Source organism: Shimazuella kribbensis DSM 45090 (assembly GCF_000428065.1).
GTDB classification, from domain to species: Bacteria; Bacillota; Bacilli; order Thermoactinomycetales; family Thermoactinomycetaceae; genus Shimazuella; species Shimazuella kribbensis.
This window is the reverse complement of sequence record NZ_ATZF01000013.1, coordinates 46,199-71,761: the sequence shown is the minus strand read 5'-3', so window position 1 is coordinate 71,761 and position 25,563 is coordinate 46,199. Positions and strand designations below refer to the sequence as shown.

At 36.1% G+C, this 25,563-nt stretch carries 27 protein-coding genes and 1 tRNA gene; 11 read left to right on the top strand and 17 right to left on the bottom strand.

The features are described from left to right. Window positions 1–138: 138 nt before the first annotated feature. The 3 genes from A3GQ_RS0116435 to A3GQ_RS0116425 are packed head-to-tail and all read right to left on the bottom strand — an operon-like array spanning window position 139 to window position 3,843. Complete coding sequence (locus tag A3GQ_RS0116435; RefSeq protein ID WP_028777994.1) at window positions 139–1,248, bottom strand: Ger(x)C family spore germination protein; 1,110 nt, start codon at window positions 1,246–1,248, stop codon at window positions 139–141. Beyond that, a complete protein-coding gene (locus A3GQ_RS0116430; RefSeq protein WP_245596801.1) occupies window positions 1,245–2,345 on the bottom strand; it encodes a GerAB/ArcD/ProY family transporter in 1,101 nt (366 codons plus the stop codon). The genes A3GQ_RS0116435 and A3GQ_RS0116430 overlap by 4 nt, the downstream gene beginning before the upstream one ends. Continuing rightward, window positions 2,320–3,843: a spore germination protein gene (locus A3GQ_RS0116425; RefSeq protein ID WP_028777992.1), complete on the bottom strand. Its 1,524-nt coding sequence runs from the start codon at window positions 3,841–3,843 to the stop codon at window positions 2,320–2,322. Before A3GQ_RS0116425 ends, A3GQ_RS0116430 begins: the two co-directional genes overlap by 26 nt. Window positions 3,844–4,533: 690 nt before the next feature. On the opposite strand from A3GQ_RS0116425, the gene A3GQ_RS0116420 reads away from it, so the two are divergent. The 3 genes from A3GQ_RS0116420 (at window position 4,534) to A3GQ_RS0116410 (ending at window position 7,558) form a co-directional block, all read left to right on the top strand. Further along, complete coding sequence (locus tag A3GQ_RS0116420) at window positions 4,534–5,364, top strand: YndJ family transporter (protein WP_028777991.1); 831 nt, start codon at window positions 4,534–4,536, stop codon at window positions 5,362–5,364. A gap of 186 nt (window positions 5,365–5,550) precedes the next feature. Next, window positions 5,551–6,186, top strand: a complete 636-nt coding sequence (locus A3GQ_RS0116415; RefSeq protein ID WP_028777990.1) for a hypothetical protein — start codon at window positions 5,551–5,553, stop codon at window positions 6,184–6,186. 304 nt (window positions 6,187–6,490) lie between these two features. Beyond that, entirely contained in the window at window positions 6,491–7,558 is a 1,068-nt protein-coding gene (locus tag A3GQ_RS0116410; protein WP_028777989.1) for an NAD(P)/FAD-dependent oxidoreductase, read from the top strand. A gap of 336 nt (window positions 7,559–7,894) precedes the next feature. On the opposite strand, the gene A3GQ_RS0116405 is transcribed toward A3GQ_RS0116410, so the two are convergent. From A3GQ_RS0116405 to A3GQ_RS0116390, 4 genes are all read right to left on the bottom strand, one after another. Beyond that, window positions 7,895–8,872: a DUF4822 domain-containing protein gene (locus A3GQ_RS0116405; protein WP_028777988.1), complete on the bottom strand. Its 978-nt coding sequence runs from the start codon at window positions 8,870–8,872 to the stop codon at window positions 7,895–7,897. A gap of 1,231 nt (window positions 8,873–10,103) precedes the next feature. Next, entirely contained in the window at window positions 10,104–10,646 is a 543-nt protein-coding gene (locus A3GQ_RS0116400) for a dihydrofolate reductase family protein (RefSeq protein ID WP_028777987.1), read from the bottom strand. A 345-nt stretch (window positions 10,647–10,991) separates the two neighbouring features. Continuing rightward, window positions 10,992–11,336 (bottom strand): DUF192 domain-containing protein, encoded by a 345-nt coding sequence (locus tag A3GQ_RS0116395; protein WP_028777986.1) that lies wholly within the window; start codon window positions 11,334–11,336, stop codon window positions 10,992–10,994. Window positions 11,337–11,769: 433 nt separating this feature from the next. Continuing rightward, window positions 11,770–12,561 carry a DUF2935 domain-containing protein gene (locus tag A3GQ_RS0116390; RefSeq protein WP_028777985.1) on the bottom strand — a complete coding sequence of 264 codons (792 nt, stop codon included), beginning with the start codon at window positions 12,559–12,561 and terminating at the stop codon, window positions 11,770–11,772. A 167-nt stretch (window positions 12,562–12,728) separates the two neighbouring features. On the opposite strand from A3GQ_RS0116390, the gene A3GQ_RS0116385 reads away from it, so the two are divergent. The 3 genes from A3GQ_RS0116385 to A3GQ_RS24655 all read left to right on the top strand — a co-directional run bounded on the left by A3GQ_RS0116385 (window position 12,729) and on the right by A3GQ_RS24655 (window position 14,870). Beyond that, window positions 12,729–13,082 carry a L,D-transpeptidase gene (locus A3GQ_RS0116385; protein ID WP_028777984.1) on the top strand — a complete coding sequence of 118 codons (354 nt, stop codon included), beginning with the start codon at window positions 12,729–12,731 and terminating at the stop codon, window positions 13,080–13,082. Between the two features lie 300 nt (window positions 13,083–13,382). Beyond that, window positions 13,383–14,165 (top strand): TrmB family transcriptional regulator, encoded by a 783-nt coding sequence (locus tag A3GQ_RS0116380; protein ID WP_028777983.1) that lies wholly within the window; start codon window positions 13,383–13,385, stop codon window positions 14,163–14,165. Between the two features lie 33 nt (window positions 14,166–14,198). Next, window positions 14,199–14,870: a DUF2306 domain-containing protein gene (locus A3GQ_RS24655; RefSeq protein ID WP_051271939.1), complete on the top strand. Its 672-nt coding sequence runs from the start codon at window positions 14,199–14,201 to the stop codon at window positions 14,868–14,870. Window positions 14,871–15,249: 379 nt separating this feature from the next. On the opposite strand, the gene A3GQ_RS0116370 is transcribed toward A3GQ_RS24655, so the two are convergent. The 6 genes from A3GQ_RS0116370 to A3GQ_RS0116340 all read right to left on the bottom strand — a co-directional run bounded on the left by A3GQ_RS0116370 (window position 15,250) and on the right by A3GQ_RS0116340 (window position 20,110). Further along, entirely contained in the window at window positions 15,250–15,513 is a 264-nt protein-coding gene (locus tag A3GQ_RS0116370; protein WP_028777982.1) for a hypothetical protein, read from the bottom strand. A gap of 799 nt (window positions 15,514–16,312) precedes the next feature. After that, window positions 16,313–16,681, bottom strand: coding sequence for a DUF1048 domain-containing protein (locus tag A3GQ_RS0116365; RefSeq protein WP_051271936.1), 369 nt, complete (start codon window positions 16,679–16,681; stop codon window positions 16,313–16,315). 285 nt (window positions 16,682–16,966) lie between these two features. Continuing rightward, on the bottom strand, window positions 16,967–17,338 hold the full coding sequence (locus A3GQ_RS0116360) for a DUF1048 domain-containing protein (protein WP_028777980.1): 372 nt from the start codon (window positions 17,336–17,338) through the stop codon (window positions 16,967–16,969). Next, window positions 17,338–17,667: a PadR family transcriptional regulator gene (locus A3GQ_RS0116355; RefSeq protein ID WP_028777979.1), complete on the bottom strand. Its 330-nt coding sequence runs from the start codon at window positions 17,665–17,667 to the stop codon at window positions 17,338–17,340. Before A3GQ_RS0116355 ends, A3GQ_RS0116360 begins: the two co-directional genes overlap by 1 nt. Before the next feature lie 801 nt (window positions 17,668–18,468). Then, on the bottom strand, window positions 18,469–18,594 hold the full coding sequence (locus A3GQ_RS28260) for a hypothetical protein (RefSeq protein WP_281170842.1): 126 nt from the start codon (window positions 18,592–18,594) through the stop codon (window positions 18,469–18,471). Window positions 18,595–18,646: 52 nt separating this feature from the next. Then, entirely contained in the window at window positions 18,647–20,110 is a 1,464-nt protein-coding gene (locus tag A3GQ_RS0116340; RefSeq protein ID WP_028777977.1) for an MFS transporter, read from the bottom strand. Between the two features lie 124 nt (window positions 20,111–20,234). Between A3GQ_RS0116340 and A3GQ_RS0116335 the strand changes: the two genes are divergently transcribed. Beyond that, complete coding sequence (locus A3GQ_RS0116335; RefSeq protein WP_028777976.1) at window positions 20,235–21,128, top strand: LysR family transcriptional regulator; 894 nt, start codon at window positions 20,235–20,237, stop codon at window positions 21,126–21,128. Window positions 21,129–21,208: 80 nt separating this feature from the next. Next, window positions 21,209–21,394 carry a hypothetical protein gene (locus tag A3GQ_RS0116330; protein ID WP_028777975.1) on the top strand — a complete coding sequence of 62 codons (186 nt, stop codon included), beginning with the start codon at window positions 21,209–21,211 and terminating at the stop codon, window positions 21,392–21,394. 303 nt (window positions 21,395–21,697) lie between these two features. On the opposite strand, the gene A3GQ_RS0116325 is transcribed toward A3GQ_RS0116330, so the two are convergent. From A3GQ_RS0116325 to A3GQ_RS0116310, 4 genes are all read right to left on the bottom strand, one after another. Next, window positions 21,698–21,773, bottom strand: a tRNA-Ala gene (locus tag A3GQ_RS0116325). A gap of 94 nt (window positions 21,774–21,867) precedes the next feature. Next, complete coding sequence (locus A3GQ_RS0116320; RefSeq protein ID WP_169818306.1) at window positions 21,868–22,026, bottom strand: helix-turn-helix domain-containing protein; 159 nt, start codon at window positions 22,024–22,026, stop codon at window positions 21,868–21,870. 13 nt (window positions 22,027–22,039) lie between these two features. After that, window positions 22,040–22,351, bottom strand: a complete 312-nt coding sequence (locus A3GQ_RS0116315) for a hypothetical protein (RefSeq protein WP_028777973.1) — start codon at window positions 22,349–22,351, stop codon at window positions 22,040–22,042. 207 nt (window positions 22,352–22,558) lie between these two features. Beyond that, window positions 22,559–23,281 carry a GntR family transcriptional regulator gene (locus A3GQ_RS0116310; protein ID WP_028777972.1) on the bottom strand — a complete coding sequence of 241 codons (723 nt, stop codon included), beginning with the start codon at window positions 23,279–23,281 and terminating at the stop codon, window positions 22,559–22,561. Between the two features lie 157 nt (window positions 23,282–23,438). On the opposite strand from A3GQ_RS0116310, the gene A3GQ_RS27755 reads away from it, so the two are divergent. The 3 genes from A3GQ_RS27755 to A3GQ_RS0116295 are packed head-to-tail and all read left to right on the top strand — an operon-like array spanning window position 23,439 to window position 25,385. Beyond that, window positions 23,439–23,771 (top strand): hypothetical protein, encoded by a 333-nt coding sequence (locus A3GQ_RS27755; protein ID WP_028777971.1) that lies wholly within the window; start codon window positions 23,439–23,441, stop codon window positions 23,769–23,771. Then, entirely contained in the window at window positions 23,761–24,882 is a 1,122-nt protein-coding gene (locus A3GQ_RS0116300; protein ID WP_028777970.1) for a radical SAM protein, read from the top strand. The genes A3GQ_RS27755 and A3GQ_RS0116300 overlap by 11 nt, the downstream gene beginning before the upstream one ends. After that, a complete protein-coding gene (locus tag A3GQ_RS0116295) occupies window positions 24,855–25,385 on the top strand; it encodes a class IV adenylate cyclase (protein WP_028777969.1) in 531 nt (176 codons plus the stop codon). Before A3GQ_RS0116300 ends, A3GQ_RS0116295 begins: the two co-directional genes overlap by 28 nt. The last annotated feature ends 178 nt before the right edge of the window (window positions 25,386–25,563 follow it).

The following is a 25,563-nucleotide window of genomic DNA, read 5'->3' as shown; positions in this document are numbered from 1 at the left end:
TAACCGTCCTATTTGGATATGGATATCCCCTCATTCGTTATTCATCCAACTATGTCTAGAAAGCTTAAAATAAATTAGCATCAAAGCCGAATAAGAGAAGCTATTTGCTTGATCTATAAAGAAAGCAACAGAGAAACTTTAATTAATTACACCCGAATGTATAATCTTCACTTTTACATCTGCTTTAAATTGTACTTTTTTGTAGTGATACGCCCAATTCCCCTTCATTTTTTTCCAAACTTGAGGATGAAACGCAATGATTCTTCGGCCAATGCCAAAACCATCACATTGTGCTTCTTGCATTTTTTTGATTGTTTGTCTTGCTAAACGAGTCATATCTTCCGAGATTTTCCGATTTAATCGATCCACTATTTTCTGCTCGTTTAGATGATTTTGAGCATATTCAGTAATCCCAATTTTCCAATCTGCATGTAAAGTAACAACAATCTTTCCTTTTGGTTGGACCCTGACCTGCATATCATGTTTTGCTTTTTCCACATCAAATGTGATTGGGCTCGAATTGTCTGAATCAATTTCTTCTCTCGTCATTCTTGCTATTTTGCCGGGGCTTCCTTTCAATAACAAAAACATCGTGGATTCATTTGGATTTAGAACTCCAGTAAAAATCCGATTGTGGAACATTGCCAACTGAGCACATTCTATGTCCGTTTCTTTTTTCGTTAGATAAGGAAGCAAAATATCTTCTCCTGGATCAAATAGAACAGGGCAGATGGATTGAATATTCTCCGCTGTAACAAGTGTTTTCTCTTCCGAACCATCGATCAGTTTGGGAATCTCATCAGAGATAAGTGTGTTCCCCACTTTTTTCATTGCTAGTAAATCACTTGCTTTTCCTTGAGCAACCACAATCTTTGCGTTTAATGAACTATGAGGATCACGATAAAAAATATCAAGTATGGGGTAAATATCTTTTTTGGCTAGTTCCTCTCCGATCATTACGACTCGATTTTTGTAAGCACGGAAATAGTTAGACAACTTTCTGTCCACTTTATCTCGCGTCTCTCTAGGCGTTCTGCCAATTGCACTTTTTATTTCATCTTTTGGCTCTTGGGACTCACTCATTGGTTGATCATGAAAAACATATGTCGAAAACAATTTATTTTCTGAAGCTTTATCAAATCCAGCTATCGAGAGTAATCGTGCATTTTTTAATAGTTCTTGATCCCAACAACCGGATAGAAAAAGAAGGACACAAAAACCGATTAATACAACATACCATTTCTTCATATCGTTTGTTCCCTCCTTTTCTTTCTTACATAACCAATCATCAGGAAGAAAATAGGAAGTCCAATGATCAAAATACGGAAAGCGACAGAAATCATTCGCTCATAATACAAAATCGTAAACGTATCATCAGGAATGAAAGATATAAGAAAAACAATAAAAGGTACATATAATAATGATTTTTTATGTTGACCTTTATGGAATAGCTGACCTAATCCAACTATCCCTGCATAAAGGTAGGCGGTCAAAGATGTAAACGTTATCACAAACCATAAAGCTAAGAACAGAAGATCAATTCGGTCAACAATATGAAAGGAAAAAGCCTTTAACATATACAGCATTGGTTCTGGAACGAGCGGAAGTTCTTCTGGACTAAAAATAATCAAACTCGTAAATACCTCAAATGTGTAAAAGAGTGTGGTTAAAAGATTGGCCACAGATACTGCTTTTAGTTTTCCATTGCTCTGACCTTCCACCATCGGATAAAAGACTAAAAGAATCTCAAACCCTAGCATGGCAGGTGTAGCATCTTTGATTGTTTTTAAAATGTTGACCCATCCAGCTTCTGTGATTGGAAAAATATAGGTAAAATCTACGTTCATATAACCAACCAAAGAAAGTATCACCATGACGACGATGATAAATGAAGTGATGACAAAAAAACGGGTGATGATTCTCAAATTCTCTCTCACCAAATAGATGGAAAGGACAAGAATTAAAATTAATACCGCCCATTTCGGTGTTTCTTGCAACATCCATTTATGTATAATTTCCAGCAACCTCACTAAAATCATCCCAGCAGTAAAAAGAAAGTACCCGCTATAAATCAAGCTCAATAAATTCCCCAAGTATTTTCCAACTATTTTGGGTAAGAAACTATAAATATTATCAGAGGGATACAATTTGCAGAGTGCCCAATGAATGATAATGACCAATTGCAAAAATAATCCTGCAAACAAAACGGAAATCCAAGCTCCTCCTTTCGCTGTTAATTGGAGAACATGAGGTAGGGATAAGATTCCAACTCCAATTTGTGCCTGCAAAATAAAAAACATCAATTGGCCTTGGGTGATACTACTGTTCTTTTTGACCATCTGCATCCCAACCTCTCGAATAATCCTCTTGGGTCATTCTCTGGGGATGAATATCGTGAGGGCGTTGATTTAATTTCCAAATCGGGAACCGAACAAATGTATCTTTTAAATCTTTCATTCGTAAAGGAGAGAACGGCGCAAGAAAGGGTGTACCGAAACTTTCTAACCTGCACAAATGAATCAAAATGAATAAAAGGCCAACGGAAATTCCAACGATACCAAAAAGTGCAGACAAAACCATAAGAGGAAAGCGTAAGATTCGAATAGCAGTACTCATTTCATGAGAGGGTACAACAAACGATGCAATAGCCGTTAAAGAGACAACGATAATCATCGGATAAGAAACCAAACCAGCCCGCACAACCGATTCACCAATTACCAAACCACCTACAATTCCAATTGTTTGTCCAACACGACTAGGCAGACGAAGTCCAGCTTCTCGGATTACTTCTAATGTTAATTCCATCAAAATTGCTTCTAAAATAGGAGGAAATGGTACCTTGCCTACACTACTTTGCACAGTAAAGATCAATTCAGTTGGTAGGATTTCAGGATGAAAACCAACTACAGCAATATAGACAGCTGGTAGTTGAAATGCGATTAGAATACTAGCTAGACGAATCAAACGGATAAAAGACCCAATAATCCATTTGCTGTTGTAGTCATCCGGAGACTGATAGAAGGCAGATATCGTAACAGGTAAAATCATTGCTGATGAATCCCCTTCTGTTAAGATAGCCACACGTCCCTCCATAATATTTACCGCTGTTCGATCTGGTCTCTCCGTATATAAAATTTGAGGAAAAGGAGATAATGGACTAGTTTCAATAAATTCACCAATGATTCCAGTAGAAGCAATGGTGTCTGTAGAAATGGAAGTAATACGACGATCAACCTCAGCTACTAATTTTGGATTCACAATGTCTTGCATGTACAAAACAGCTACTTTGGTTTTCGTTATTTCCCCAACTTCATAGTAATGCACCTTCAATTTTGTACTTTCGATACGATGACGAATTAAATAAAGATTAGTGGTTAAGTTTTCAATAAACCCATCATGTGCCCCACGAACTACTTGTTCATTACTTGGTTCTGATATACTTCGGCTATAGCTCGGCATTACACCCATTACATATGCCTCATGCAATCCTTCCAATATTAGGATACAATTCCCTTTAACTAATAGAAGAGGAAGTTTGTTAAGATGAGCTATCTTCTTAAATTGAGCAATAGGGAGTATTTCTTCGATCACACCCTCAGCCTTTTTGTGTAACGGATAAATAACTTTTTTTTCGATTTTTTCTCGATCCGTCACAGATTCCAAATAGATAAGTATACCCTTTTTATTATTAAAGTTGATTTGTTCCCATTTCAAATCACTCGAATGAGACAAATTTGTTTGTAGATAGTTTAAGTTTTTTGCTAAAGAAGAATATAATCCAACTGTTTCCTCAGATGGCTTTTTCTTTTGATGATTTGTAAATAGTTTCTTTAAAAAAAACATACTACATATCCTCTCGTACCTACATTTTCGTTTAATATAACCGTTATTGGAAAAAAATATCTCCTCGAGAACGGATATGTACAAATGCAAAACTTGCGATAAGGAACACGAGGTGTCTCCTTCCTATATTCGAATGGTAAAGATTTTAATATCATCGGACACCACTTTGAGAAGTGTGTAGAATGTCTAAAAGAAGATAAAGAATACCAAAGATATTGCTTAGACTTCTTTCGTCACACTAGGATTGATATTAGTGTAACGAGTAACCTTTTACCAAATAAGGAACGACAATAAATTAAGATACGAAAATGTGAATGCTAAGAAAAACTTTATTCGTTCTTCTAATTACCACGATTCTCCATGCCAATACCAACTATTGGCATATTTTATAGTAAAATCATTTTAGATTGGTTCAGATAAATAATTACACAAATAACGGATTATACCAGACAGTAAGTCATTAATAGTGTTCACCTTAAATCTGTACCAATAGGCGATGAAACATGTGGACTATTTTCATTGAATCCTACAATTAAATGACTAAATATATAGTCATTTTTATTTGCTGCTACTAGATTGCCAATATAGATTTCCTGTAAGCACCCTTCATTTAAGTTTTCTATTTCGTATATTTACTTACCTTTCCTTAGTGGTAAACTATTCAGAAAAAGGAAAGGAACTTTACATTATATGAAAACTTCTTTTTTCGGAAATATATTAATCTCTACTTTTTTATGGGTTATCTTCGTTTTGCTTGTGGATGGTCTAGAAAGGGTACTCTTGGTCTCTATCTTTTTCTTGATACCAATACTACTTTCTCTCACTCCCACGATAAAACGTGATGAAAACAGTTCCAGTTATCATGCTTTTCTTTTGAAGAGTCACCTTTATTTAGCAGTAACGATAGGCACCGCACTTTTATTTTCAAAAGGAAGTATTATCTCTGGATTACTATCCATACTTTGGGCTGTCTTTACACTAGCATTATTTGTTTATGGAGTAAGGAGATTTCTCGAACGTGGTTGGTATATCATAGAAGAAAACGCTATTGATACTAGCTTTCTATATGCTCACTTAGGTGGAATTACACTCAGTCTGTATTGTTTTACCAGTGATAAAATGATCAGTCACCATCTGTTTATGGCCGCTATCCACTTTCATTTTACTGCTATTGTGTCCACTGTATTTATCGGATTTGTTGGACGTTTGCTTCCGCTCGACCAAAAAATCGGACATGTTTATCGATGGGTTGTTAGAGGTACCATGCTTAGTCCACTTATCATCGGAATCGGTATTCTTACTGGTCCTTGGATTCAAAACGTAGGGCTATGGATTTATACTATATGTATATCCATCTATAGTTATTTTGTTTTCTTGCATGTTGAAAAAAAGAATACCATTACCAGCATTTGTATCCAGCTATCTACGATTGTAATGTCCATAACAACTGTTTTATCTACTATCCAAGGCATATTCCAATTACAAGGACATACTTGGATAAACAGTGAACAATGGATTTAGTATCATGATATACCACTTGCGATAGGATCTTTACTAGGTATTTTTGGTTGGTATTTTCGAAAACCAACAGAAAAAAACAATTTATATCAACTCCCTCACATCAATATAAATGGAGATACCTACATTAGGAAAGATTTCCTAAAGCGCAATGGATATGAAGATCAAAGAACATCACACGCTGGTATTATGCATAATTTAGATAAATTTGCAAGAAACGACTTTATCCCTGCCCTATTACATCCAAAAGTAAGGTCTTTCTTGGAAAATACTTTGTTATACGATATTGCCATCCATGCTCACTGGACAAAAGCCGCTTGGCTTTTTGAAAAATTCCATAAAGCTTGGTCTAAAAAAATACAACAGACGAACGTTCCTTCTCCTAGTGAAAAAGTAAAATGTATGGAAAGTGAAATTGTCAGTGTTATCAATAATGAACAATATTGGAATAAAAGATTACATGCCTGGATCTGTAGTTATAAAGATTCAGACGAAACATTTTTTGTAGGTATTTATACAGATCATAAGCAAGATGACGAACGCTATTTAAACATAACTTACCCTATAAACAAAGCAAATCGAGCAACTGTCTATCGGCTTGAACATGGTATCGATGGAGCCTTGCAACTCACTTCTATACCAAGGGGAGGTGGCATGGGTGATGAGGGAAACTTTCTCATGCTTAAAAACTTTTCCATACGTCTGCCTTTAAACGAGCATTTCCTCATCTGGGTCGATGACTATGGAAGATTACAAGTTACCCACCGTTTTTGGTTTTTTGGTGTGAAAATACTTAGTATTGAATTTGAAATGATTGCAAAATAATAAAAATTTTTTTTCAGGAAGAGACAACTTATAGAATAGTTGTCTCTTTTCCTATCTTTATCCCATTTGATAGATGTACAACAGTGGTTACACAATCACCAATGTTTGTTTTTAGAAAATAATATCTGATCCTAAACAGAAAAAAACCCTTTATATCAAGGTTTTGGATGGTGATATCTAGCCGAGTACAAACACAAATCACCAACAAATTTAAAAAAATTTTCATTCAAACATTGAAGTTAAGAAGAAAAAACATTACATTAATGATAATGAGAATCGTTTTCACTATTTGGAGGGAGAGTTTATGAGACAGCAAGAACTTTTTGATGTAACAATAATCGGAGGTGGCCCAGCAGGGCTATACTCTGCTTTCTATAGTGGGCTTAGAGAAATGAAAACAAAGCTCATTGAGTTCCAACCGGAATTAGGTGGAAAATTGAATGTATATCCTGAAAAAATGATTTGGGACGTTGGCGGTCAACCACCTATCACGGGTGAACAATTCAAAGATCAACTTGTAAAACAAGGGTTACTATTTCATCCAACAGTACTTCTAAATGAAAAAGTAGAGTCCATTCACCAAGATGAAGAAAAAATTTTTGTATTGCAAACTTCCTCTGGTCAAACGCATTATTCCAAAACCATTATTGTTGCGATTGGAAGTGGTATCTTACAACCGCAAAAATTAACATTAGAAGATGCTAGTAAATTTGAAATGTCTAATTTACATTACACTGTAAAGTCATTAAAACGATTCAAAGATAAAGTTGTCCTCATTTCTGGAGGAGGCGACGCTGCAATTGATTGGGCAAATGAATTGCAGCCAGTTGCCAAACAAGTATATTTGGCTTGTAGAAGAAATGATTTTACTTGTCATGAAGCACAGAGAACACAAATAAAACAGAGTTCGATCATTTCTCTTTTCCATACTTCTATTACAAAACTAATGGCTTGTAAGAAACAAGAAGCAATAAATTGTGTTGAACTGACAAATAAAGCTACTGATGCAGTTTCCCATCTAGAAGTGGATGAAGTGATCATTAGCCATGGATTTGATAATGATAATTCCTTAATCCATAACAGTAAAATTAACGTGGAACTAGTAGATAATTATTATATTAAAGGAACTGCAACTAGTGAATCATCAATCGATGGTTTTTATGCTGCGGGGGATATATTAATGCATGATGGAAAGTTGAATTTGATAGCTGGATGTTTTCAAGATGCTGCAAATGCAGTAAACAAAGCGAAACAATATATTCAACCCCAAGCAAATAAAACGGCAATGGTCTCTTCTCATAATGACATTTTCAAAGAGCAGAATCGAGTTTTAGTGAAACAAATGATGAATTCAGTTACGAACAATCTCTGATTGCTATATAAAACAGGAAAAGACAAGAGATAGACTGTGAATTCTTATCATGATTTGTTCATAATAGTAGCACACAGATTGATCTCTTGAAAGCAATGGATGCGCAAGGTAATGCTAGTCATTTGAATACCACTAACTTGAGAATTTTATTAAACTTCATTTCTTTCTTATTTCCTATACGTCTGGTTGTCCCGGACGTTTTAATTTTACCTATTCCTCCTGTACTTACACGATCTAAAAATGATTCTTTTGTTGCTCACTTGCATTTCTTCCCATCTCAAACACAAAAAAAGGAATGGATTTTAACCATTCCCTCATGATCTTAATCGATGCTTTTTAGAAACTAAATTTTGGTTTTAGATCACCGTTATAAGGTTCATGTTCAACGAATACTGTTATGTCCTTGCCATCTCTGTCTTTACCAGTTCTCTTATACGTAAATTTATTCTTATTAAGTTCGGTAAGTTCTAGAGCAGCACCATATTTATTAACTCCAATGGAAACATGAGCTCTTATTTTATTTTCGTGCACAATATCGAAGTAGCCATAATCACCGCGACTTTTGCCTGTTTCAACATTGAAAAACTCATATTTATTCGTCTTATCATCAAACTTTGCCAGACTTATAAAATTAGAATTATACGTTGTGACATCATTGCCGCCTTCATCTAATACCTTTGTTCCATGCCATAGGGTGCTACCTAAAATCTTATCCCCATCGATGTCTTTCACAATATCTCCTGTAGTCGTGTTCAACTGCTTGTCCGGATCAGTAAATGAAAGCTCTTTTTCTTTATAGGGAACATGTTCAACAAATACCTCTACATCTTTGCCATTAGCATCTTTTCCCATTCTTTTATAAGTAAAGATGTCCTTATTTAGTTTTATCATTTCAACAACAGCTTGATAATTCATGGATTCTGAAATTAATATTCTCTTTTTCCCATCATTGGTGATAAAAAATGTTCCTTTATCTCCACGACTTTTCCCTGTCTTCGCATCGAAAAATTCATATCTTCCTGATTTCACATCATATTTCGCAAGACCGATGAAATTAGCATTCTCTTTTGTTAAATCATTTTTATCTTTGTCATACACTCTTGTACCCTGCCAATTTGTGCTACTAAGAATATTAGCGAATTCTTGTCCCGCAGTTAATTTCTTTTTCTTTTCTTTATTACTCACTTTTACAAATTGTTCTTGTTTCTGCTCTTTTTGTGTAATTTGATTGTCTGGTGTGCTTGTACTACACCCAGTTACTAATACTGTTATACCAAGGAATGCAGTTGATAATATTTTTGCTGTTTTGTTCATTTTATCGGCTCCTCATTATTATTCAGGGCTATTTTGACCTGTTTGTACAAAATTTGTTCCTTCTCTTTATTTGGATCTCCATTGTTTATTTGAGACACAACTTTGAAGGATCAAGATACATCCGTAAATATTGTTAGCCAGTTTCATATAAAATACACCATCTTACGGCATTTATTATGTTTCCTACTAATAATTCCTTATCGAATGCCGTTAATACCTTAATTATGTTAGTGCTTAAACGTAAACTCCTCCTAAATAAATTCTTAAAAAAAGATAAACTTATTATTGGAATTTCCTTCCTTATACCAAACCCGTAGTACGGATTGGAATCTGTATATAAAGAGCAAACACCTATCCGTACCCATAATCCATCCAAAGAAGTCGTTTTGTCACTCATTTCTTTAAGCTGGAAACCAATATGATGTATATTACTGACTATTCACACTTTATTTGGTAATATAAATATATAAGGAGGTGACCTGAGTAAGGGAATAGTTGCGCCAAAACTCTAATCATCTTCGTATTCATTTATCAAAATTAACAATTGAAAACTCTATTTTTCAATAATCAGATTATTATATTAACCAATACACAATACACTGCCGCTGTTTGGAAACCTGTATTTAAAGTACAAATCACTACTTATCCTTCACCCTTTTACCCTTGCTTAGATAAATATGACAAATAAGAATACAGTAGACTATTATATGTCTCTACCCTACACAATCCATATCGAACGGTTCGAAGAATGGGGTACTGTGTCCTATAAAGCATCCGTCCTATAGTTTACAAATTGTGAAGTTATAACCTTGACGGAAGAACAAGCTCACAGCACCATTCGAGAAATAATGAGAATATGGATTGAAGCTAGGCTACATCACAAGGATATGCCTATTCCTAAACCGTATGGATATTAGCATCAAGAGTATCTCCTTAGAATTAGATCCTTTTAAAATAGTTAAATATACTCCAACGAATACGTCTGATTGCTGTCAGGCGTTTTTTGTTATTTACTCTTAATTTAATACCCCACTCTTTAAATACTTATATTTCACCAATTTTTTTCTAACTATGACAAAATTTTTCTTATTTTATAGTGAGGTATTATTCATTTGAAATAATAAATGGATAGCTTCTTCATTCCCTTTCTCTGATGTTTATTTGCTGTGATTGGTCTATGATGAACAAATGTGCGACACGGGAACCGTCCCCGTGTCGCACATTTTTGATGTTAGTTGTTCTTTGATTGGTAGGAAAGAATGACAACACCTGTATCAGTTGTCTTTGTATTTACCAGTTTCAAATCCTTCTGTTCGCTTCCCTCTTTAAATAAGCGCTTTCCACTACCGACTATAACTGGATTAACGATAAGGTGATATTCATCAATAAGATCATGTTGCATCAAGGTTTGGATCAGTTTACTGCTTCCATAGATTAGAAGGTCTTGTCCAGGCTGTTGTTTTAACTGCTTTACTTCTTTCACAATATTTTCTTTGATAAAACTTGCATTCCACTTCGCTTCTTCTAAAGTAGTGGTAACAACGAATTTAGGCATGTTATTTATTCTGTCAGCAAAACCATCTTCGTCTTTCATAGTAGGCCAAGCTTCTGACATACCTTGATACGTTTCTCGACCCAACAATAGAGCTCCACTCGAAAATAAAAGTTCATTTTGAAACTTACCAATTTCTTCATTAAAATAGGGAGCAGTCCAAGCTGGGTTCTCGATTACGCCATCCAATGACACATACATAGATACAATCACTTTTCTCATGTTAAATTCCCCTTTGATTTGTTTTTTTCTCCTAAACGATTTCCTTACTATGATCTTTCTCAACTATGTACCGTACTGACCATCTCTCACTAAATTTTGACTGTACACAAGCAGTGCTACATGACTACAACTTGACTTCGTAACAACACTCCATGTCGAATTCCTATATTGAATATACCACATAGAGAATATTCCTGTAAAGGAATATTTAAAAATTATTTTCTCCTCCTGGATCCTCTACCATGCTGTGTATTCCACCACTTAAGTCATTTCAAGCATCCTGTAATAATAAAATCTTCTTCTTTTCTGTTGAACAGTATCCTTTCCCATGGAGCAATACATATGTTATATGCTGATTTGCCAATCCCATCGTTCTCCAAGTGCGATCTGGTTATCATAGATGGTACCTGCATTAAATTCAACTACATGCATCGATCTTTCAAAATATGCGCCTTTTCGGTTCGGCATTAAGTGTTCCTCTATACCAATTACTAGTCCTTGTTGGTTTAAATAAACGACATCAATCGAAAATTTCATTTGATAGGTGTGAATTGCTGATGCTCCCATAAAAAACAATCCACTACCCGCAGTTGTACGACCAAGAAGACCATTCATTTGTTCCTTCCCAGTGAGGGCTAATTCCATTTTTCGAAAAAAGGTTTTGTCGCGATATACATATATCGTTGTCATCTCATCATCTCCTCTTATCTGAAATTTGATGCTCTGAGATCTAATCCCAATAAAACTTACTCTAAGAAACCGATACAAACTTAGATATTTCTTGCTTATATGAGAAATCCTTATTCCTCCTACTCTTTTTATAGAGAAAAATGAAAAGCCGTAAAACGACTTCTCCTAGCAATCTAGTCACTTTATTTGATCCCAATTGACTACATTGTGTGGTCTATTCATCTTTTTTACCACCTGTTCCTAACTTTTAAAATAGCCAAACCTCAAGTTTCCTGATGACATAGAAAAGAACGGTGAGCACGATTTTCACCATTCTTTTTGAAATGAATAAGAAAAAAGTTAACTATTTCGATAATCGATAAGAATGAATCCCTGATTTATCTGCGCTTTCTTATATTCTATCTATCAACCTGTATGAAAAGATTTGTTAGCATCATACTTGTGTTAAATGTTCGTCATACATATCAATAATTTCAAGAAATCTTTCCGCTTCACGGAAAACATGATCAGCTAATAAAGGATGAATAATACTTTTAATTCGACACTCTTCGATCAAATCGCGTGCCGTTTTTTTGAAATCTCGCAAGGATTTTACTGATACTCGATTTTGATCAAGGAATTGATCAAGCAATGGGACTGTCTGAGATTGAGGGCACATCGATTCTAGATCTTTTGCTTGGAATAGTAATTGATCAAAATCATGACTAAAGTTCCTTGCTAGATCCCCAAGTTTCCTTTCAGAAGGGTCAAGTAAGTGACCAATAAATTTAGCATGGTCCGCCATAATACGTAAAAAGAACACATTTTCTTTAATAATGGCGTCTTGTAACGGTGCTAGATTTCCTTTATTCAGCTCCTTTAGTCGTTTTCTAAAATAATTTGCTTCCCTGCTCACATGGTCAATTAATAAAGGAAAATTATTTTGCCCGGGAAGCTTACAACGAATAACCAAACCCAGCACCTTTCTTTTAAATGCCCAAATACCTGTAACGGCAACGATAACCTTTTCATTAAAACTTTTTATTTTTTTGGGGTCTGTTTCCAATGGAAACGCATGCGATCTATTTTCAATATCCTCAAATACAGCATAATAATAATCAGCTTCTTGAATTAATTTGGTATCCTCACATCGGAAACCTAATTTCAAAAAAAGAGAGTGTTCCTTCATAATACGGGACCAAAAACGAATTTCATCTAAAGAACGAGCTACAAAGGGATCAGACATCATCCTACCTCCATTTTCATGGTAATGATTTAAAATATGCCTCACTTCCCTTGGATAGAAATAATGCAAGTAATTTCTATCCTTTCACTTGATGCATTTCCTTAAAAACGTATATTTCACCTCAACACTCCGCCACCCATATACTGATGTAAAAGGAGCGGGTGACTGTGCCTCTCATTGACATCTCTCTATCAAAGAGACGTCTATTTTTATACGAAGGAAATAAGCTGATCAAAAGCTATTTAATTGGGATCGGTAAAATGGTCACACGAACCCCCACTGGCAATTATGTGATTGTCAACAAAGTCCCTTACCCATACAGTTGGCCTGGCGGACCACTAAGTCCCTATGGCACACTATGGATGGGACTATCCCGTCCCGGTTACGGCATCCATGGCACAAATCGTCCAGCCTCTATCGGTAAAATGGTATCCAAAGGATGTATCCGCATGTATAACAGAGATGTAGAAGATCTTAGTCGAAGAGTTAGCATTGGTACACCAGTAACCATCCATCCCTGACACCATCTTTCTGTTACTAACCTCTTCTGATTAGGATCAAAAGTACATTTCTAAAAAGAGAGTTAAGCACTCACCAAGTGGAATAATTCCATTCAACACAAAGAATCCCCAAACCAAAAGGTATCGGGATTTTTTTATGGAATATAAATGGTAAATTAGCATCTATCCTCTCAGGGATATGTTATTCATATTATAAATATAAACATTATTCTATCTATTATTAAACTCTTGCAATTTCGATTAGTTACCATTATGATAGTAACTAGTTACTACTTTAATAGTGTCTAAGAAGGTGTGAATTTGGATCAATTACTTCAAGCAATCCAGAAATTTGGATTCAATCAATACGAATCAAAGGCTTATGTTTCATTAGTAAAATTGGGAATGGCAAATGCGTATCAAGTGAGTAAGGACTCTGGGGTTCCACGAGCAAGAATTTATGAAATTCTGAAAACATTGGTTACTCGAGGAATAGTATTACAAATAGAAAAGAACGAGGAGATATTATACCAGCCCTTACCAGTGGATGTCTTCCTACAATCCGCTCAAAATCAATGGGAAACATCCTTTCAGTTAGTAGAAGAGGGTTTGAAAAAACTAGAACAAGAGGTTCCAACAAAAGAACTAACCCTTACTACGATCAAAGATAAAGATAAAATTTTAACTTTTTGCAGGAGCCTAATTGCAAATGCGAAGAATCAAATTACGGTCTCTTTATGGGATAATATGTATGATCAGTTAGAAGATGACTTAAAAGCCAAACAACAAGATTGTAGCATTAAAGGAATCGTATTCAAACGAACAAAGTTACTCCCGGGACTTGAGCCACATCGTGAAACAAAATTTATTAACGAACTAAATGAAAATAAATGGTTTATTCTTTCCATTGATAGAAAACATATTTTCTATGGTCATTCTATTTTACAGGGAGGAAATGCATTTTATACAGAAGATCCAGTGCACGCTTATTTATTTGAAGACTATATTTGGCATGATATATTAGTGAATCGACTAGTCAATAAAAGTTCGGAAGATATAAACAAATGGATTGACCAAGAAGTTTATCGCTTCTTTCACCAATAAACACATGTACTACAACAACAAGGAGAAAACAGCATGAAATATGTAGGAAAAATTATTGGTGGCTTCTTATCCATCATCGTTCTAGGTCTAACCGTTTTTTTCATTGCACCCTATGTGCAATTAGATCCAACCCATAGCAGAATTGAAATCAGCAAAGAATCATCTATTCAATACCCGCTTCTGATCATTCATATTTTTTTCGCAGCCTTATCCATGGCAATCGGACCATTTCAATTTTCCCAAAGCGTAAGGATAAAAAACAGGAGCCTACATCGAATTCTAGGAAAGATTTACTTAGTGGGGATACTTCTTGGAGGATTAACTGGTTTTGGAGTAGCTCTTTATACAGAAACATTCACTCGTGAAATTGGCTTTATCTTTTTAAATATACTTTGGCTTTATTCTGCTTGGAAAGCCTATCATACCATTCGCAACAAAAAAATTCAGGAACACCGGGAATGGATGATTCGAAACTATGGACTCACATTGGTTGCTGTTAGTGCACGTATTTTTGCCCAACTACTGGTTCCCCTCTACTGCTCGCTTCGCGGGGTAACATCTGATGTTGCCGCAACACCCGAAGTCTTTGCTGGACTTTTAGAAACAGGTTTATGGTTAGCCATAGGGGTACATATTATTGTTTCTGAATGGATACTTGTACCTCGAAGTAAATCCAAACCAAAGACACAAAGATCAAGCAAATAGTTTTTTGTCACGTTTTAAAAATAACCGAATGTAATCGTATCTCTTCAAATTTAAAATGTCCGGTGGCTACCGGACATTTTAAATTTTGACTTTTCCACACTATCTCACGAGCTCTTCCATAACAAATGAAGAGCACCTGTACTTTTCCGTTTATTAAAGATAAACGGAATGAAATTGAAATATTCTAATATTTCACATGCTACTGTATTTTCTCTAGTGATACACTACACACAACGGAATAACCTCTCAACACAACCAAATTCCGAACGAAATAGTGGAAATCAAATTCGCCTTCATTGACCACAGTGCGTGGTCATTTGGCGGTCAAAATAACTTTTTATGAATATGAAAGATTATTTTCGGTTTTTCCATATTTTCTTTAAACTGATACGGCTTTATGTGGTTTACTATAATGACTTGTTCCTCCACCTCCCACTAAAACTCTTCCATTTTTTGGAAAAATAAGTAGTTTTTGAACTCCCCCAGCCAACAAAACAATTACTTTGGCACTATTTGCAGTAGCAATGTATTTTACATATCCATTACTTGTTAGTCTGGTTTTCCAATTTTTATCAAATTCAGAACGAAGCACTCTATTTGAATAAACTTGATTTTCCACTTTGGACTGTCTTTTCTTTTGTATTTCTAATCACCTCACATCAAAGTACTTATACATTTTCTATATATTCAAAAATAAAATAATAGTATCGGCTGATATCCCTAAATAATTTCAATTATTAACTCAGATGAGCAAATTCACAAAACAACTCCGCTGATCCAACCCCGAATGTACATGACTTCTGTGATTGCTCATCAGAACACAAAGGATGCTACAGGCAAACAAGATGAGACTAGGAGAACAGAGACCTAGCAAGACTTGTGCCCAAGAATAGATGAGCATTCGCAGCTAAACCAGTCTTGAATACAGCTTCCCCATGAAATGTACGCAGGCACTTTAACCAAATGAAACAAGAATCGGGTGTATCCAAAATCCGCTCCCACTATCTTTTGTTCAAGGGTGTGGATGGTCTCTTGATCATCCACACCACCAACTATTTTAACTGCCTATCCAAGATTGTCTTTCAATCTTTTAGAAGAATAAAAACCAACCATCTATGTATTGAACTTTTGAGGTTCAGATTATGAATGGTTGGTTTTTATTCGAATGTGCCTATGTCACATCTTTTATATGTTTGCCAGAGCATCACTTAAGTTCATAAAATAAGCAGTACCAGCGAAATTGACATCATGCGCAAAGTAGGTGGATAGGTATGTAAATCCTAATATTTAGAATCTCATAGTAACAAAAATAGGCACCCCAGTGCTAATCGGGCGTTTATTCTCGATTTCATTACTTCCAAACTATTATTCTTCTGTAAGTAATAACAATCCCATCCGGTAAAAAACTTCATGGAGCTCTATTGGACGCTCTCTATTGCGTGTTATTCTCCTTTCCCTAACTTTTTACGAATGCTTTCGCTCAATTGTTCTTTTCTTTTTCCGGTCCAGGTTTGTCCCTCCAGCTCATGTAACAGATCATCACAAAAACCGCCCACATCCTGACCCACTACATCCAGCACATCCAATCCCTCTTGTGCGTTTGATTCAAAAAATTCCAGTACATCTTGTAACGCTTTAAACATGATTAAAGCAGCATCATGGCCCGATGCATAATTCCATAAGAAATTCTCAATCTCATTCATCACGATCTGATAATCCTTTGGCAGAGCATCAATTCGTTTTTTGTACTCTCTATATTCCGCTTTTTCTTGTTTCCATCTTTTTAAAATTGACAAAATATTATATCCCATTCTGATTCTCCATTCATTCATTTATTTTTGATGCGATAAAATCTCACTTATGCCAAGCAAATTCAACTTTCTCATGGTCTCGTAACCATACATTTCCTTGCGGTTGATGATTTCGAGAACTCAACCCCGCCAAATCCCCTTTCGTATCACGGTCAAATTTCCCAAAATTGGAGCACTCTTACTACTCTGTACAACTTAGTACTTCTACATAATAATACTAAGTAGATGGCCATGTCAATAGTTAGATTTATTTTTTCTAAAAGGGTTGAAGTTTTTTTGCTTTCGTTATTCTCCTTTCCCTAGCTTTTCACGTATGGTTTGGTTCAATTGTGCCTTTTTTTGTCCCGTCCAGGTTGGAATCTGAAGCTCATGTAACAAATCATCGCAAAAACCACCCACATCCTGACCCACTACATCCAGCACATCCTTTCCCTCTTGTGCATTGGTTTCAAACAATTCTAGTACATCTTGTAACGCTTCATAGATGACCATGGTAGAGTCCGTGTCGGATGAATAAGTATAAAGGATATTCTCCATCTCTTTCATCACGATTTGATAATCTTTTGGTAGAGCATGAATCCGTTGTTTGTACCTTTTATATTCCGCTTTGTCTTGTTTCCAATTCACTCCTGTTAAAATCGAAAAAATATTTTCCATCATGATTCTCCTTTCATTTTTAATTCATTTATTTTTGATGCGATAAAATCCCATTTACGCCAAAAGGTTTGGAGTTGCTTTCGTCCCGCATTATTCAGTGTGTAGAACTTTCGGGGCGGTCCGATTTCGGAAGGCTTCTTCTGAATGTCGACTAGCTTGTTCTTTTCTAGCCGCAGTAAAATGGTATATACTGTTCCTTCGACAACATCTGCAAAGCCAAGGGAATTCAGTCTTCTCACGATCTCATAGCCATACGTTTCTTTACGGTCGATAATTTCTAGGACACAACCTTCCAGAACCCCTTTTAACATCTCGGTCAAATTTTCCATAATGGGCATCCTCCCTACTCCGTATAACTTATTACTTCTACATAATAATACTAAGTAGATGGAGGTGTCAATAGTCTGATTTATTTTTTCTTGAAATGAGTTGAGTAGAGGGTCATTCTTGAGGAAATATAGGAATTACACAAAGCGGATCACGTGCATTTCAATCGAATTCGTTGGAGCGAACGACGCTTTCCCCCGATCATCCCCGCAATAATGGGAAAGGCCAGACAGTGTGCTGCCGCCAACGGTCCATCTGGAAAGGTGTCCATGCAACTAATCGGAAAGAAACCTTACCCTGAAGTCACAAAGAATCCTATGATATGGATTCGCTATTTTGAAAACATTGATTACTCAAAACAAAGAAATTTTATCTTACAGACTTTTGCCGACTGAAAGCCCACGGTTTGAATCGTGGGCTTTCAGTCGGCGTTGCTCCAAACCCCAAAAAAAGGGGTTGCAAGAGAAACGAATATTTTGCAAAGTAGAACACACGATCGGTGATCATCCTACAGCTAGTAGGTTTGTTCTTTGAAAATATAATGGTATAGGGTTTCGGTAGCAAATGGATCTGTCTCCTACCGAATAAAACCATTAGAGGCAGGAAGAGGACTAGAACGCTGGTGACAGGCGTTCCGCCCATGTGAGTACACTTCTAACTGCATGGGATGGGCTGATGAGACAGCCATGAACTTGGGAGCTGCACAAAGCAGAAATGGAGTGAGTGCGCTAACTACCTAGGAATCCCACGACTTTAGTCGTGTGGAGTCTCAATTCTTTCTTGTCATTCTATTCCCCATTTTTTCAATAGAAAATACGGCGAACTGCTTTTCCATTAAACGAAATTCTCACATATACACCAGCAGGCTTAGAAGGTAGCATGGGCTTTTCCTCTTGTTTAACTAATCCAACAAACCAATTCTTGTCCAACTCTTACTCTTAATTATGGGAATTTAATGCAACTGGCTTTTGAATAAAACACTCATCCAGACTTTTCAGCATTCGGAATCTCGTCAATAAGATGTTTTTTTTGTTGAATTCTCATCAAAAATAATCCTAATATCAGTGAAATAGCAAGGAATGCAGCGAAAAAGCGAAAACCCATATTTGTACTGTTAATGAATACACTCTTAGAATTCGCATCCAATATTGCTTCTGGTTCGGAAAACATTTTCGTAACATTTATCGATGTACTTCCTAATTGAACAATCAAGAGTGCAAGTGCTTGGCTTATCGCTCTACACATGTTGTAGATAGTCCAAAACATACCAGAAGCGGAGCCTGCTTGTTCCGAAGGAGCAGCCGACAATACCGCTTTGGCAAGAGATGGCCATGAAAGCCCCGTCGCAGCAGATATAATCAAAAGTGGGACAATGACAGCCATATTCGATAACTGAGTACCAAGTTGTCCAAGTAACAAAAGAGAAATTCCAATCAGGAATGACCCTAATAGAATCATGTTCACTGTACCAAAACGGTCAGCCAGTTTACCTCCTATGGGACCTGTAAATAATTGAGGCACAGATAACGGTATTAATAATAACCCTGTCTCCAATGCACTAAGATGTTGTGCTCCTTGTAAGTACAAGGTAAGCAAGATAGTGACAGAGAAATAACCAATACAGTAACTCATCGTTATCCCAAGACCAATGGTATATTTTCGATTGCTTAAGAGACTTAAATGAAACAAAGGATGCCGAATCTTTCGTTCAATGTATCCAAAAAGAGCCCAAAAAATTATCGTAGCTGCAAATAACACCGTTGTTCTTACCGATGTCCAGCCCCATGTCGCCCCCTCTGACAAAGCAACAAGAAAGGCAACCAATCCAGATCCGAAGGTCATGATACCAAGCCAATCGGTCTTCTCCCTCTCACCTGTTGGCGAATCCTCCAGTACAAACATGGCAGCAATCAAGCTGATAATCCCAAAAGGTACGATTACAAAGAAAATGGAACGCCATCCAAATTCCCCTATCAATACACCACCAAGTACTGGTCCAATGAGCGATCCTGTCACCCAAGAAAGATTGTTGATACCTAAAGCAAATCCAAGCTGATTTGGTGGAAATGTCCGCATAAGGATTGGGGTTGTTGTCGCCATTGCCATTGCCGCACCAATCCCTTGAAAAAGGCGAGCAGCAATTAACGTTGAACCGGAATTTGCAAATCCACAAAGTACAGTGGCAAAGGTAAACAAGGCAAATCCCCATAAAAAAATACGTTTGGTACCAAACATGTCTGACCATCGCCCCGATGGAAGTAAAAATACGGTATTTGTGATGAAAAAGGCAGTAATTGTCCACATGCCAGTGGCAATTGGAATTTGCAAATCTTTTACGATAGGCTGTAGACCAATTACCACAATCGTTGCATCTAAGTTCGAAATAAAAGAAACAAAGGTAATGACAGATAATATTACCCATTTATTAGGTTTTACAGCTGACATAGGGCTTCCTCCTGTGGCTTTTCAAATATCTATAGCCAATATACAACTGCTCAATTATCATGTAAAATGAATATAAATAATATAAAGATTCACTTTTAGTGATTCAATTGAAAGGAGGAGAACTTTGGAGAACAATGATTTACGAATTTTTCGTGCTGTTGCACATGAAGGAAGTATTACCAAAGCCGCACAATCACTGGGCTATGTCCAATCAAATGTAACTACTCGAATGCAACAACTGGAGAAAGAGTTAACTACTACGCTTTTCTACCGAAAACGCGGAATGTTGTTGACACCAGCAGGAGAGAAACTATTGGACTATGCCGAAAGGATTTTACAATTACTAGACGAAGCACATAAAGCATTAAATGACGATCTAAACCCAGCAGGTCGACTAGCGATTGGAGCATATTACACAGTCTCTGCTTTTCATCTCCCAAATATTTTAGTAGACTATCACGCCACCTATCCTCAGGTGGAGCTCTCGCTTGAGACAGAAGTATCGACAGTTCTCATAGATAAGATAAACCATTTTCAACTGGATTGTGCATTTGTCGCATCTTCAGTGAAAGATGATCGTATTGTGGAAGAACTTGTTCATGAAGATGAACTCTTATTGATTACGAACCCAGCAAATGAAGACCTCAAAGACATATGTAAGCAGCCCTTTCTTATGAATACCAAAGGATGTCTCCATCGTGAGAGATTGGAGAATTGGTTAAATTTGAACGGAATTACTTCCATTCGTTACATGGAATTCAATCAAATGGAGGCAATACTAAGAGGGGTTATAGCTGGGCTTGGTTCCTCACTTGTCCCAAAGTCTGCTGTTCAATCGTTTCTAAAAGACGGAAAATTACAATCGTTTACCCTCCCACGAGAATACGGTCTATCAAGAACATATCTAATCCGTCATAAAGATAGTTTAGTTACAAACGCCTTCTCAAAATTTATGAAAATGCTCAAAGAAAGCCAATTATATGAACAACTGGACATAGAGAGCCTTTCGTTACAATAGGGAGAGTCCAGAAAAAACACACCTTTCATAACATCATCTCTCATTTTCTAGAAACTTTTCTAGAAAACAATCTAAACTATATGGGTATATGTCTTACGACGACTAAAAAATCCCCACCGTATGCCCGATGTGATGATGAACTACTACTTCGACCTCGACTTGAAGCCTCAGAACCAGAACGTGCAGATGGACAAGTGGATCATGCTGATCGCCATCATCTCATGGATCATTCTGAAGATCGTGGGTCTCGTGATTTGAGGAATTGAACTTCCCGGCGTGATTTCTCCTATTAGAAGGGGTCACGCCGAACTGCGTATGAATAACCTTAAGGAGTCATACTTTCCTATAATTAAAGAAATCCCGGACAAAAGGTATCGGGATATTTATTAGGAATACCAACTATGTCTGAAAGATGAAATCCCATAAAAAATAAACATTTCTAAATAAATCGTCTATTCCATACATTATAATGGCCTCGTTGACCCCAGTACGTTGTCAATTTCCTCTTTTTAGCACCTAATACTAACCTCTGAACATAGCAAAACCCCTTGATATACAAGAGGTTTGGGTGGTGGAGTATAGCGGGATCGAACCGCTGACCTCTACACTGCCAGTGTAGCGCTCTCCCAGCTGAGCTAATACCCCATATAAACATAGTAGTATGAAAGGAATACTAAATTGTGAGCTTTACTCATATTTTCCACTCAGTATTCAGTGTACTATGCGCACATTACTACTGTCAATCTTCCAACTCTAAGATTTCATCAAAGCTAGTAATATTTAATGCTTTCATTATCTTCGAGAGAAGTTCTGTGTTTATCTTGTCTCGTCTGTTTCTAGCAAGAAAACTCAGTGTGCTTTCTTGAATACCAGTCATTTGAGACAATTCTTTCTGCATGATTCCTCTTGTTTCAAGCATTTTCTTTAATTTTAGTCTTACTCCCATATTTCAAAAACTCTTCATTCAACCAATTTTCAATTTCTATTTGAGCAACTTCCAAACGATCAAAAAGAATAGCCACAGTTTCCCAAGCTGGACTTGTCACTTCTCTAAGGTCTTTGAATAGCTTCAAGGATTCGCCAGACAGTTCACCTTGCTCCAAATGTTTTGTCAGGTACTCAACGTTGTCCAGCCAGAACAACTCCACCTCTTCAATTCTGTGATAATCTTGTTTTAATTCTTTAAGACCTGCCAACAGAACTTCCATTTCAGTGTGTGTCATTCGTGATTACTTCTCTATATTTTGGTTTTACAACCTTATTGAATAATGAAATTATCTTTTTAGTCAATTAACAAATTGGTAAATTGGATAAATACAAAAAATCCCTCCAAAGGAGAGATAGATTAAAAACAATACATACCAGTAAAGGCAATTGATATACCAGTTTTTCTTTGGGTAACATGCTAGATGCTCATATGCTAAAAACTATCAATCCATTGTGAACTGATAGTTGAAATCATAAACATCTGCTCGATCTGTTAGCAAGCAATATTCAAGTAGCCTGCCATCATCATTGAATACTTTCCGCAAAATATTCATGATCACTACCTTTTCCTTTTGAGGATCATCTTCTAACTTCAAATCTTTTATATCTTGCTCTGTAGGTAATGTAGCTCGTAATGTTTCATCGATATACTTTGGTTTAAAACCCATTGCACGCATGGATCGGTATAGTCCTGATCCTTTTTCTTTAATTCTTCCTTCAAGTTCTGGTAGATTGATATAGTTTGGCATGTAAGAACGAGACACAGCGGCAAGTTTATCTTCCAACCATTGTTCGTGGCAATAATATAAAACAGGAGCTTCGATCTCGGCTGAAACTTCAGCTGGAATATCTTTTTTTTCTGTTATAATCCGTAATTCAAGCAGATTTTTATGAAACTTCTTTCCTGCTGAATCTCTAGAGAAACTCTTTCTTGTACTTTTGTGTGGTAATTTTGGACGTACTTTCCGAGGGTTTCTTGTACTTGAAGAAATAACCAATCCTTCACGTATTAGAGCATTCACAGCAGATTGAATAGTCATTGGATGAGCATTAAATTCTTTACTTAACTCTAAGTTTGTTGGGAAATTTTGACTAGGTGCATATATTTCCGTTTCGATCCGTTCTTTTAGTACTTCAAATATTTCTGTCCACTTTGTTTTAGCCATCATGTTTACCTCCCTTCATAGTTGATTCTGATTATTTGTTTTATACCAATATAGTACACTAAATTCCACAAATTGAAACAGGCAGTTGCACTATTATTGATATAGATATATATTAATAACGAGAGAATATTCTAATTTTTCAAAGGAGTTGTTTTCTATGTCTTTGCGTCTTATTGTGGAAGGAAGTTCCAACGCAGTAACTGAATTTGTGGAGTATCTTCGCAGTTCTACCCCGCGATATCGTTTCTATGATCAGTCAAAATTAGCCACTACCCCTAATGAATCCAGGATAGAATATTACTTTGACGAAAACCGATTTTTAAAACCTCAGATATCAAAAAAGGTCTCGAAATTGAAATTGACAACAATGGACAATAACAACATAGAATTAACTCTTTTAGATGCAAAGATAATCAATATGGGCGATGGTTCCACCTACATTCAAGGAACATCTTTCGATCCGATGGAGGTTCCAGAACATGACCTGTAGAAAAGATATTCCAAAGTATGTCACCAAAGATCGAACACTTAGAATTAAAATCCTTGATTCTTGTGGTATGACATGTACTTTTTGTCATAACGAAGGCACTCCTGTTGCTGTTGACAATATTCATAATTATTCTAGCAACTGGAACACACAAGGCAAATCCGGCAGGACATCTATATACGCACAAACAAACGGAGTTTCTTTCCTTCCCACTTTGATCATGCCTGATGGGAAATTTATGTTAACTCTCGAAAAGTTACAGGAGAAATTCAATTTTGATGAAATACACTTAACAGGTGGAGAACCCACTCTACATCCTTGTTTGCCTGAATTAGTTAGAAAAATAAAATCATTTGGATTGAATGTTGGAATGACTTCCAATGGGGAAAACGGAGAAAAAATAATACCAGCTGTTGCGAAAGAGGGATTAGGTAAAATAAATTTTTCTGTATTTGGAACAACTGGCGAAGAACTTATGTTAGTTCAAAATACGACATGTAAAAATCCTTCTTGGGGAGAAGCAAAAATTAAATCCTTGAAGAAATCTATGATTTGTGCTATTGAAAACGGTATCAAGGTTTCTGTAAATATAGTAATCCTAGATTCTTCACATATTAATCGTATTCGTAATCTTTTATCTGATTTCCCATCCCAAATCAGTATAAGGATAATGAGATCGTTGGAAATAAGAAAAGAAGCTACTGAGTCCATACGTGAACTATTTCATGAATTTGGAGCAGAACTGGTAACTTATAGCATTACAGCAGGCGTATCGGATGAAAGATTCGAGTATGAGTTCAAAGACAAAAGACGAATTTGGTATAAAAAGTTGAGAAATGTCCGTCTCCCAGAAACCTGTAAATCTTGTCAATTTAATAACGATACAGATTGTCATGAAGGTTTTTATGGACTTAGATTGTACAAGGATCATAAAGGAAATTATCAAATAGGTGTTTGCATACAACGGATGGATTTATGTAAACCAGTAGATGAATTTCTGAAGAGTAGTCTCGCAAAGGAAATTGTAAGATTTCAAAATAATGAGTTTCACCGAATAACCGAAATTTATAAGCGGAGTGATATCAAATGTCCATTGAATTTGAAGCAAAAGTAATTGAGGTAAACCCAGAGGAAATAGAAAAGAAGATTGTTAAATTAGGTGGAACAAAAGTTGGTAGTGTACGAATGAAACGTTACGTATACAATATTAACCCTGAACGAAGAGGTCATTGGATTCGTCTTCGAGATGACGGAAAGCAAATTACGTTAACAGTAAAAAAAATTCATAATGATGGAATTAGCGGAACAGAAGAAGAAGAAATCAAGGTAGAGGATTTTGAAAAAACAAACGATTTGCTTTTACTTATGGGATTTACTCCAACAGCATATCAAGAAAATCAACGAACAAGTTTTATTTTGAACAATGCACAGCTTGAAATTGATCACTGGCCAATGATCCCTCCCTATCTGGAAATTGAAGCGGAATCAAAGGAACAAGTATTACAAGTAGCTTCTCTACTAGGTTACAAAGAAAGTGAATTAACAGGTGAAAACACAACTAAAATCTATGCTAGGTATGAAATTAATTTAAGTGGTATAAAAGACCTTCGATTTTAATTATTAAGGTGGGGAGATCACCACATAAAGAGGAAAAATCCCTTATTGTCATTTAACAGGGATTTTCCTTTCTTACAAGTTGGATAATAAAATCCTAGTAATAGGTGATTAAGAAGCGATGAATTAGATTAGCAGAGATAATCAATATGAATAGATTTTCATAATTAGAATGGATCAT

Coding starts and splice junctions, on each gene's coding strand:
- A3GQ_RS0116415 (WP_028777990.1), top strand. CDS start 5,551: ATGCATAATTTAGATAAATTTGCAAGAAACGACTTTATCCCTGCCCTA.
- A3GQ_RS0116320 (WP_169818306.1), bottom strand. CDS start 22,026: ATGCAGAAAGAATTGTCTCAAATGACTGGTATTCAAGAAAGCACACTG.
- A3GQ_RS27755 (WP_028777971.1), top strand. CDS start 23,439: ATGTCTTTGCGTCTTATTGTGGAAGGAAGTTCCAACGCAGTAACTGAA.
- A3GQ_RS0116400 (WP_028777987.1), bottom strand. CDS start 10,646: ATGAGAAAAGTGATTGTATCTATGTATGTGTCATTGGATGGCGTAATC.
- A3GQ_RS0116330 (WP_028777975.1), top strand. CDS start 21,209: ATGGGTATATGTCTTACGACGACTAAAAAATCCCCACCGTATGCCCGA.
- A3GQ_RS0116425 (WP_028777992.1), bottom strand. CDS start 3,843: ATGTTTTTTTTAAAGAAACTATTTACAAATCATCAAAAGAAAAAGCCA.
- A3GQ_RS0116435 (WP_028777994.1), bottom strand. CDS start 1,248: ATGAAGAAATGGTATGTTGTATTAATCGGTTTTTGTGTCCTTCTTTTT.
- A3GQ_RS0116360 (WP_028777980.1), bottom strand. CDS start 17,338: ATGGAAAATATTTTTTCGATTTTAACAGGAGTGAATTGGAAACAAGAC.
- A3GQ_RS0116430 (WP_245596801.1), bottom strand. CDS start 2,345: ATGCAGATGGTCAAAAAGAACAGTAGTATCACCCAAGGCCAATTGATG.
- A3GQ_RS0116300 (WP_028777970.1), top strand. CDS start 23,761: ATGACCTGTAGAAAAGATATTCCAAAGTATGTCACCAAAGATCGAACA.
- A3GQ_RS0116405 (WP_028777988.1), bottom strand. CDS start 8,872: ATGAACAAAACAGCAAAAATATTATCAACTGCATTCCTTGGTATAACA.
- A3GQ_RS0116315 (WP_028777973.1), bottom strand. CDS start 22,351: ATGACACACACTGAAATGGAAGTTCTGTTGGCAGGTCTTAAAGAATTA.
- A3GQ_RS0116295 (WP_028777969.1), top strand. CDS start 24,855: ATGTCCATTGAATTTGAAGCAAAAGTAATTGAGGTAAACCCAGAGGAA.
- A3GQ_RS0116420 (WP_028777991.1), top strand. CDS start 4,534: ATGAAAACTTCTTTTTTCGGAAATATATTAATCTCTACTTTTTTATGG.
- A3GQ_RS0116390 (WP_028777985.1), bottom strand. CDS start 12,561: ATGTCTGATCCCTTTGTAGCTCGTTCTTTAGATGAAATTCGTTTTTGG.
- A3GQ_RS0116395 (WP_028777986.1), bottom strand. CDS start 11,336: ATGACAACGATATATGTATATCGCGACAAAACCTTTTTTCGAAAAATG.
- A3GQ_RS0116355 (WP_028777979.1), bottom strand. CDS start 17,667: ATGGAAAATTTGACCGAGATGTTAAAAGGGGTTCTGGAAGGTTGTGTC.
- A3GQ_RS0116310 (WP_028777972.1), bottom strand. CDS start 23,281: ATGGCTAAAACAAAGTGGACAGAAATATTTGAAGTACTAAAAGAACGG.
- A3GQ_RS0116365 (WP_051271936.1), bottom strand. CDS start 16,681: ATGGGATATAATATTTTGTCAATTTTAAAAAGATGGAAACAAGAAAAA.
- A3GQ_RS24655 (WP_051271939.1), top strand. CDS start 14,199: ATGAAATATGTAGGAAAAATTATTGGTGGCTTCTTATCCATCATCGTT.
- A3GQ_RS0116410 (WP_028777989.1), top strand. CDS start 6,491: ATGAGACAGCAAGAACTTTTTGATGTAACAATAATCGGAGGTGGCCCA.
- A3GQ_RS0116340 (WP_028777977.1), bottom strand. CDS start 20,110: ATGTCAGCTGTAAAACCTAATAAATGGGTAATATTATCTGTCATTACC.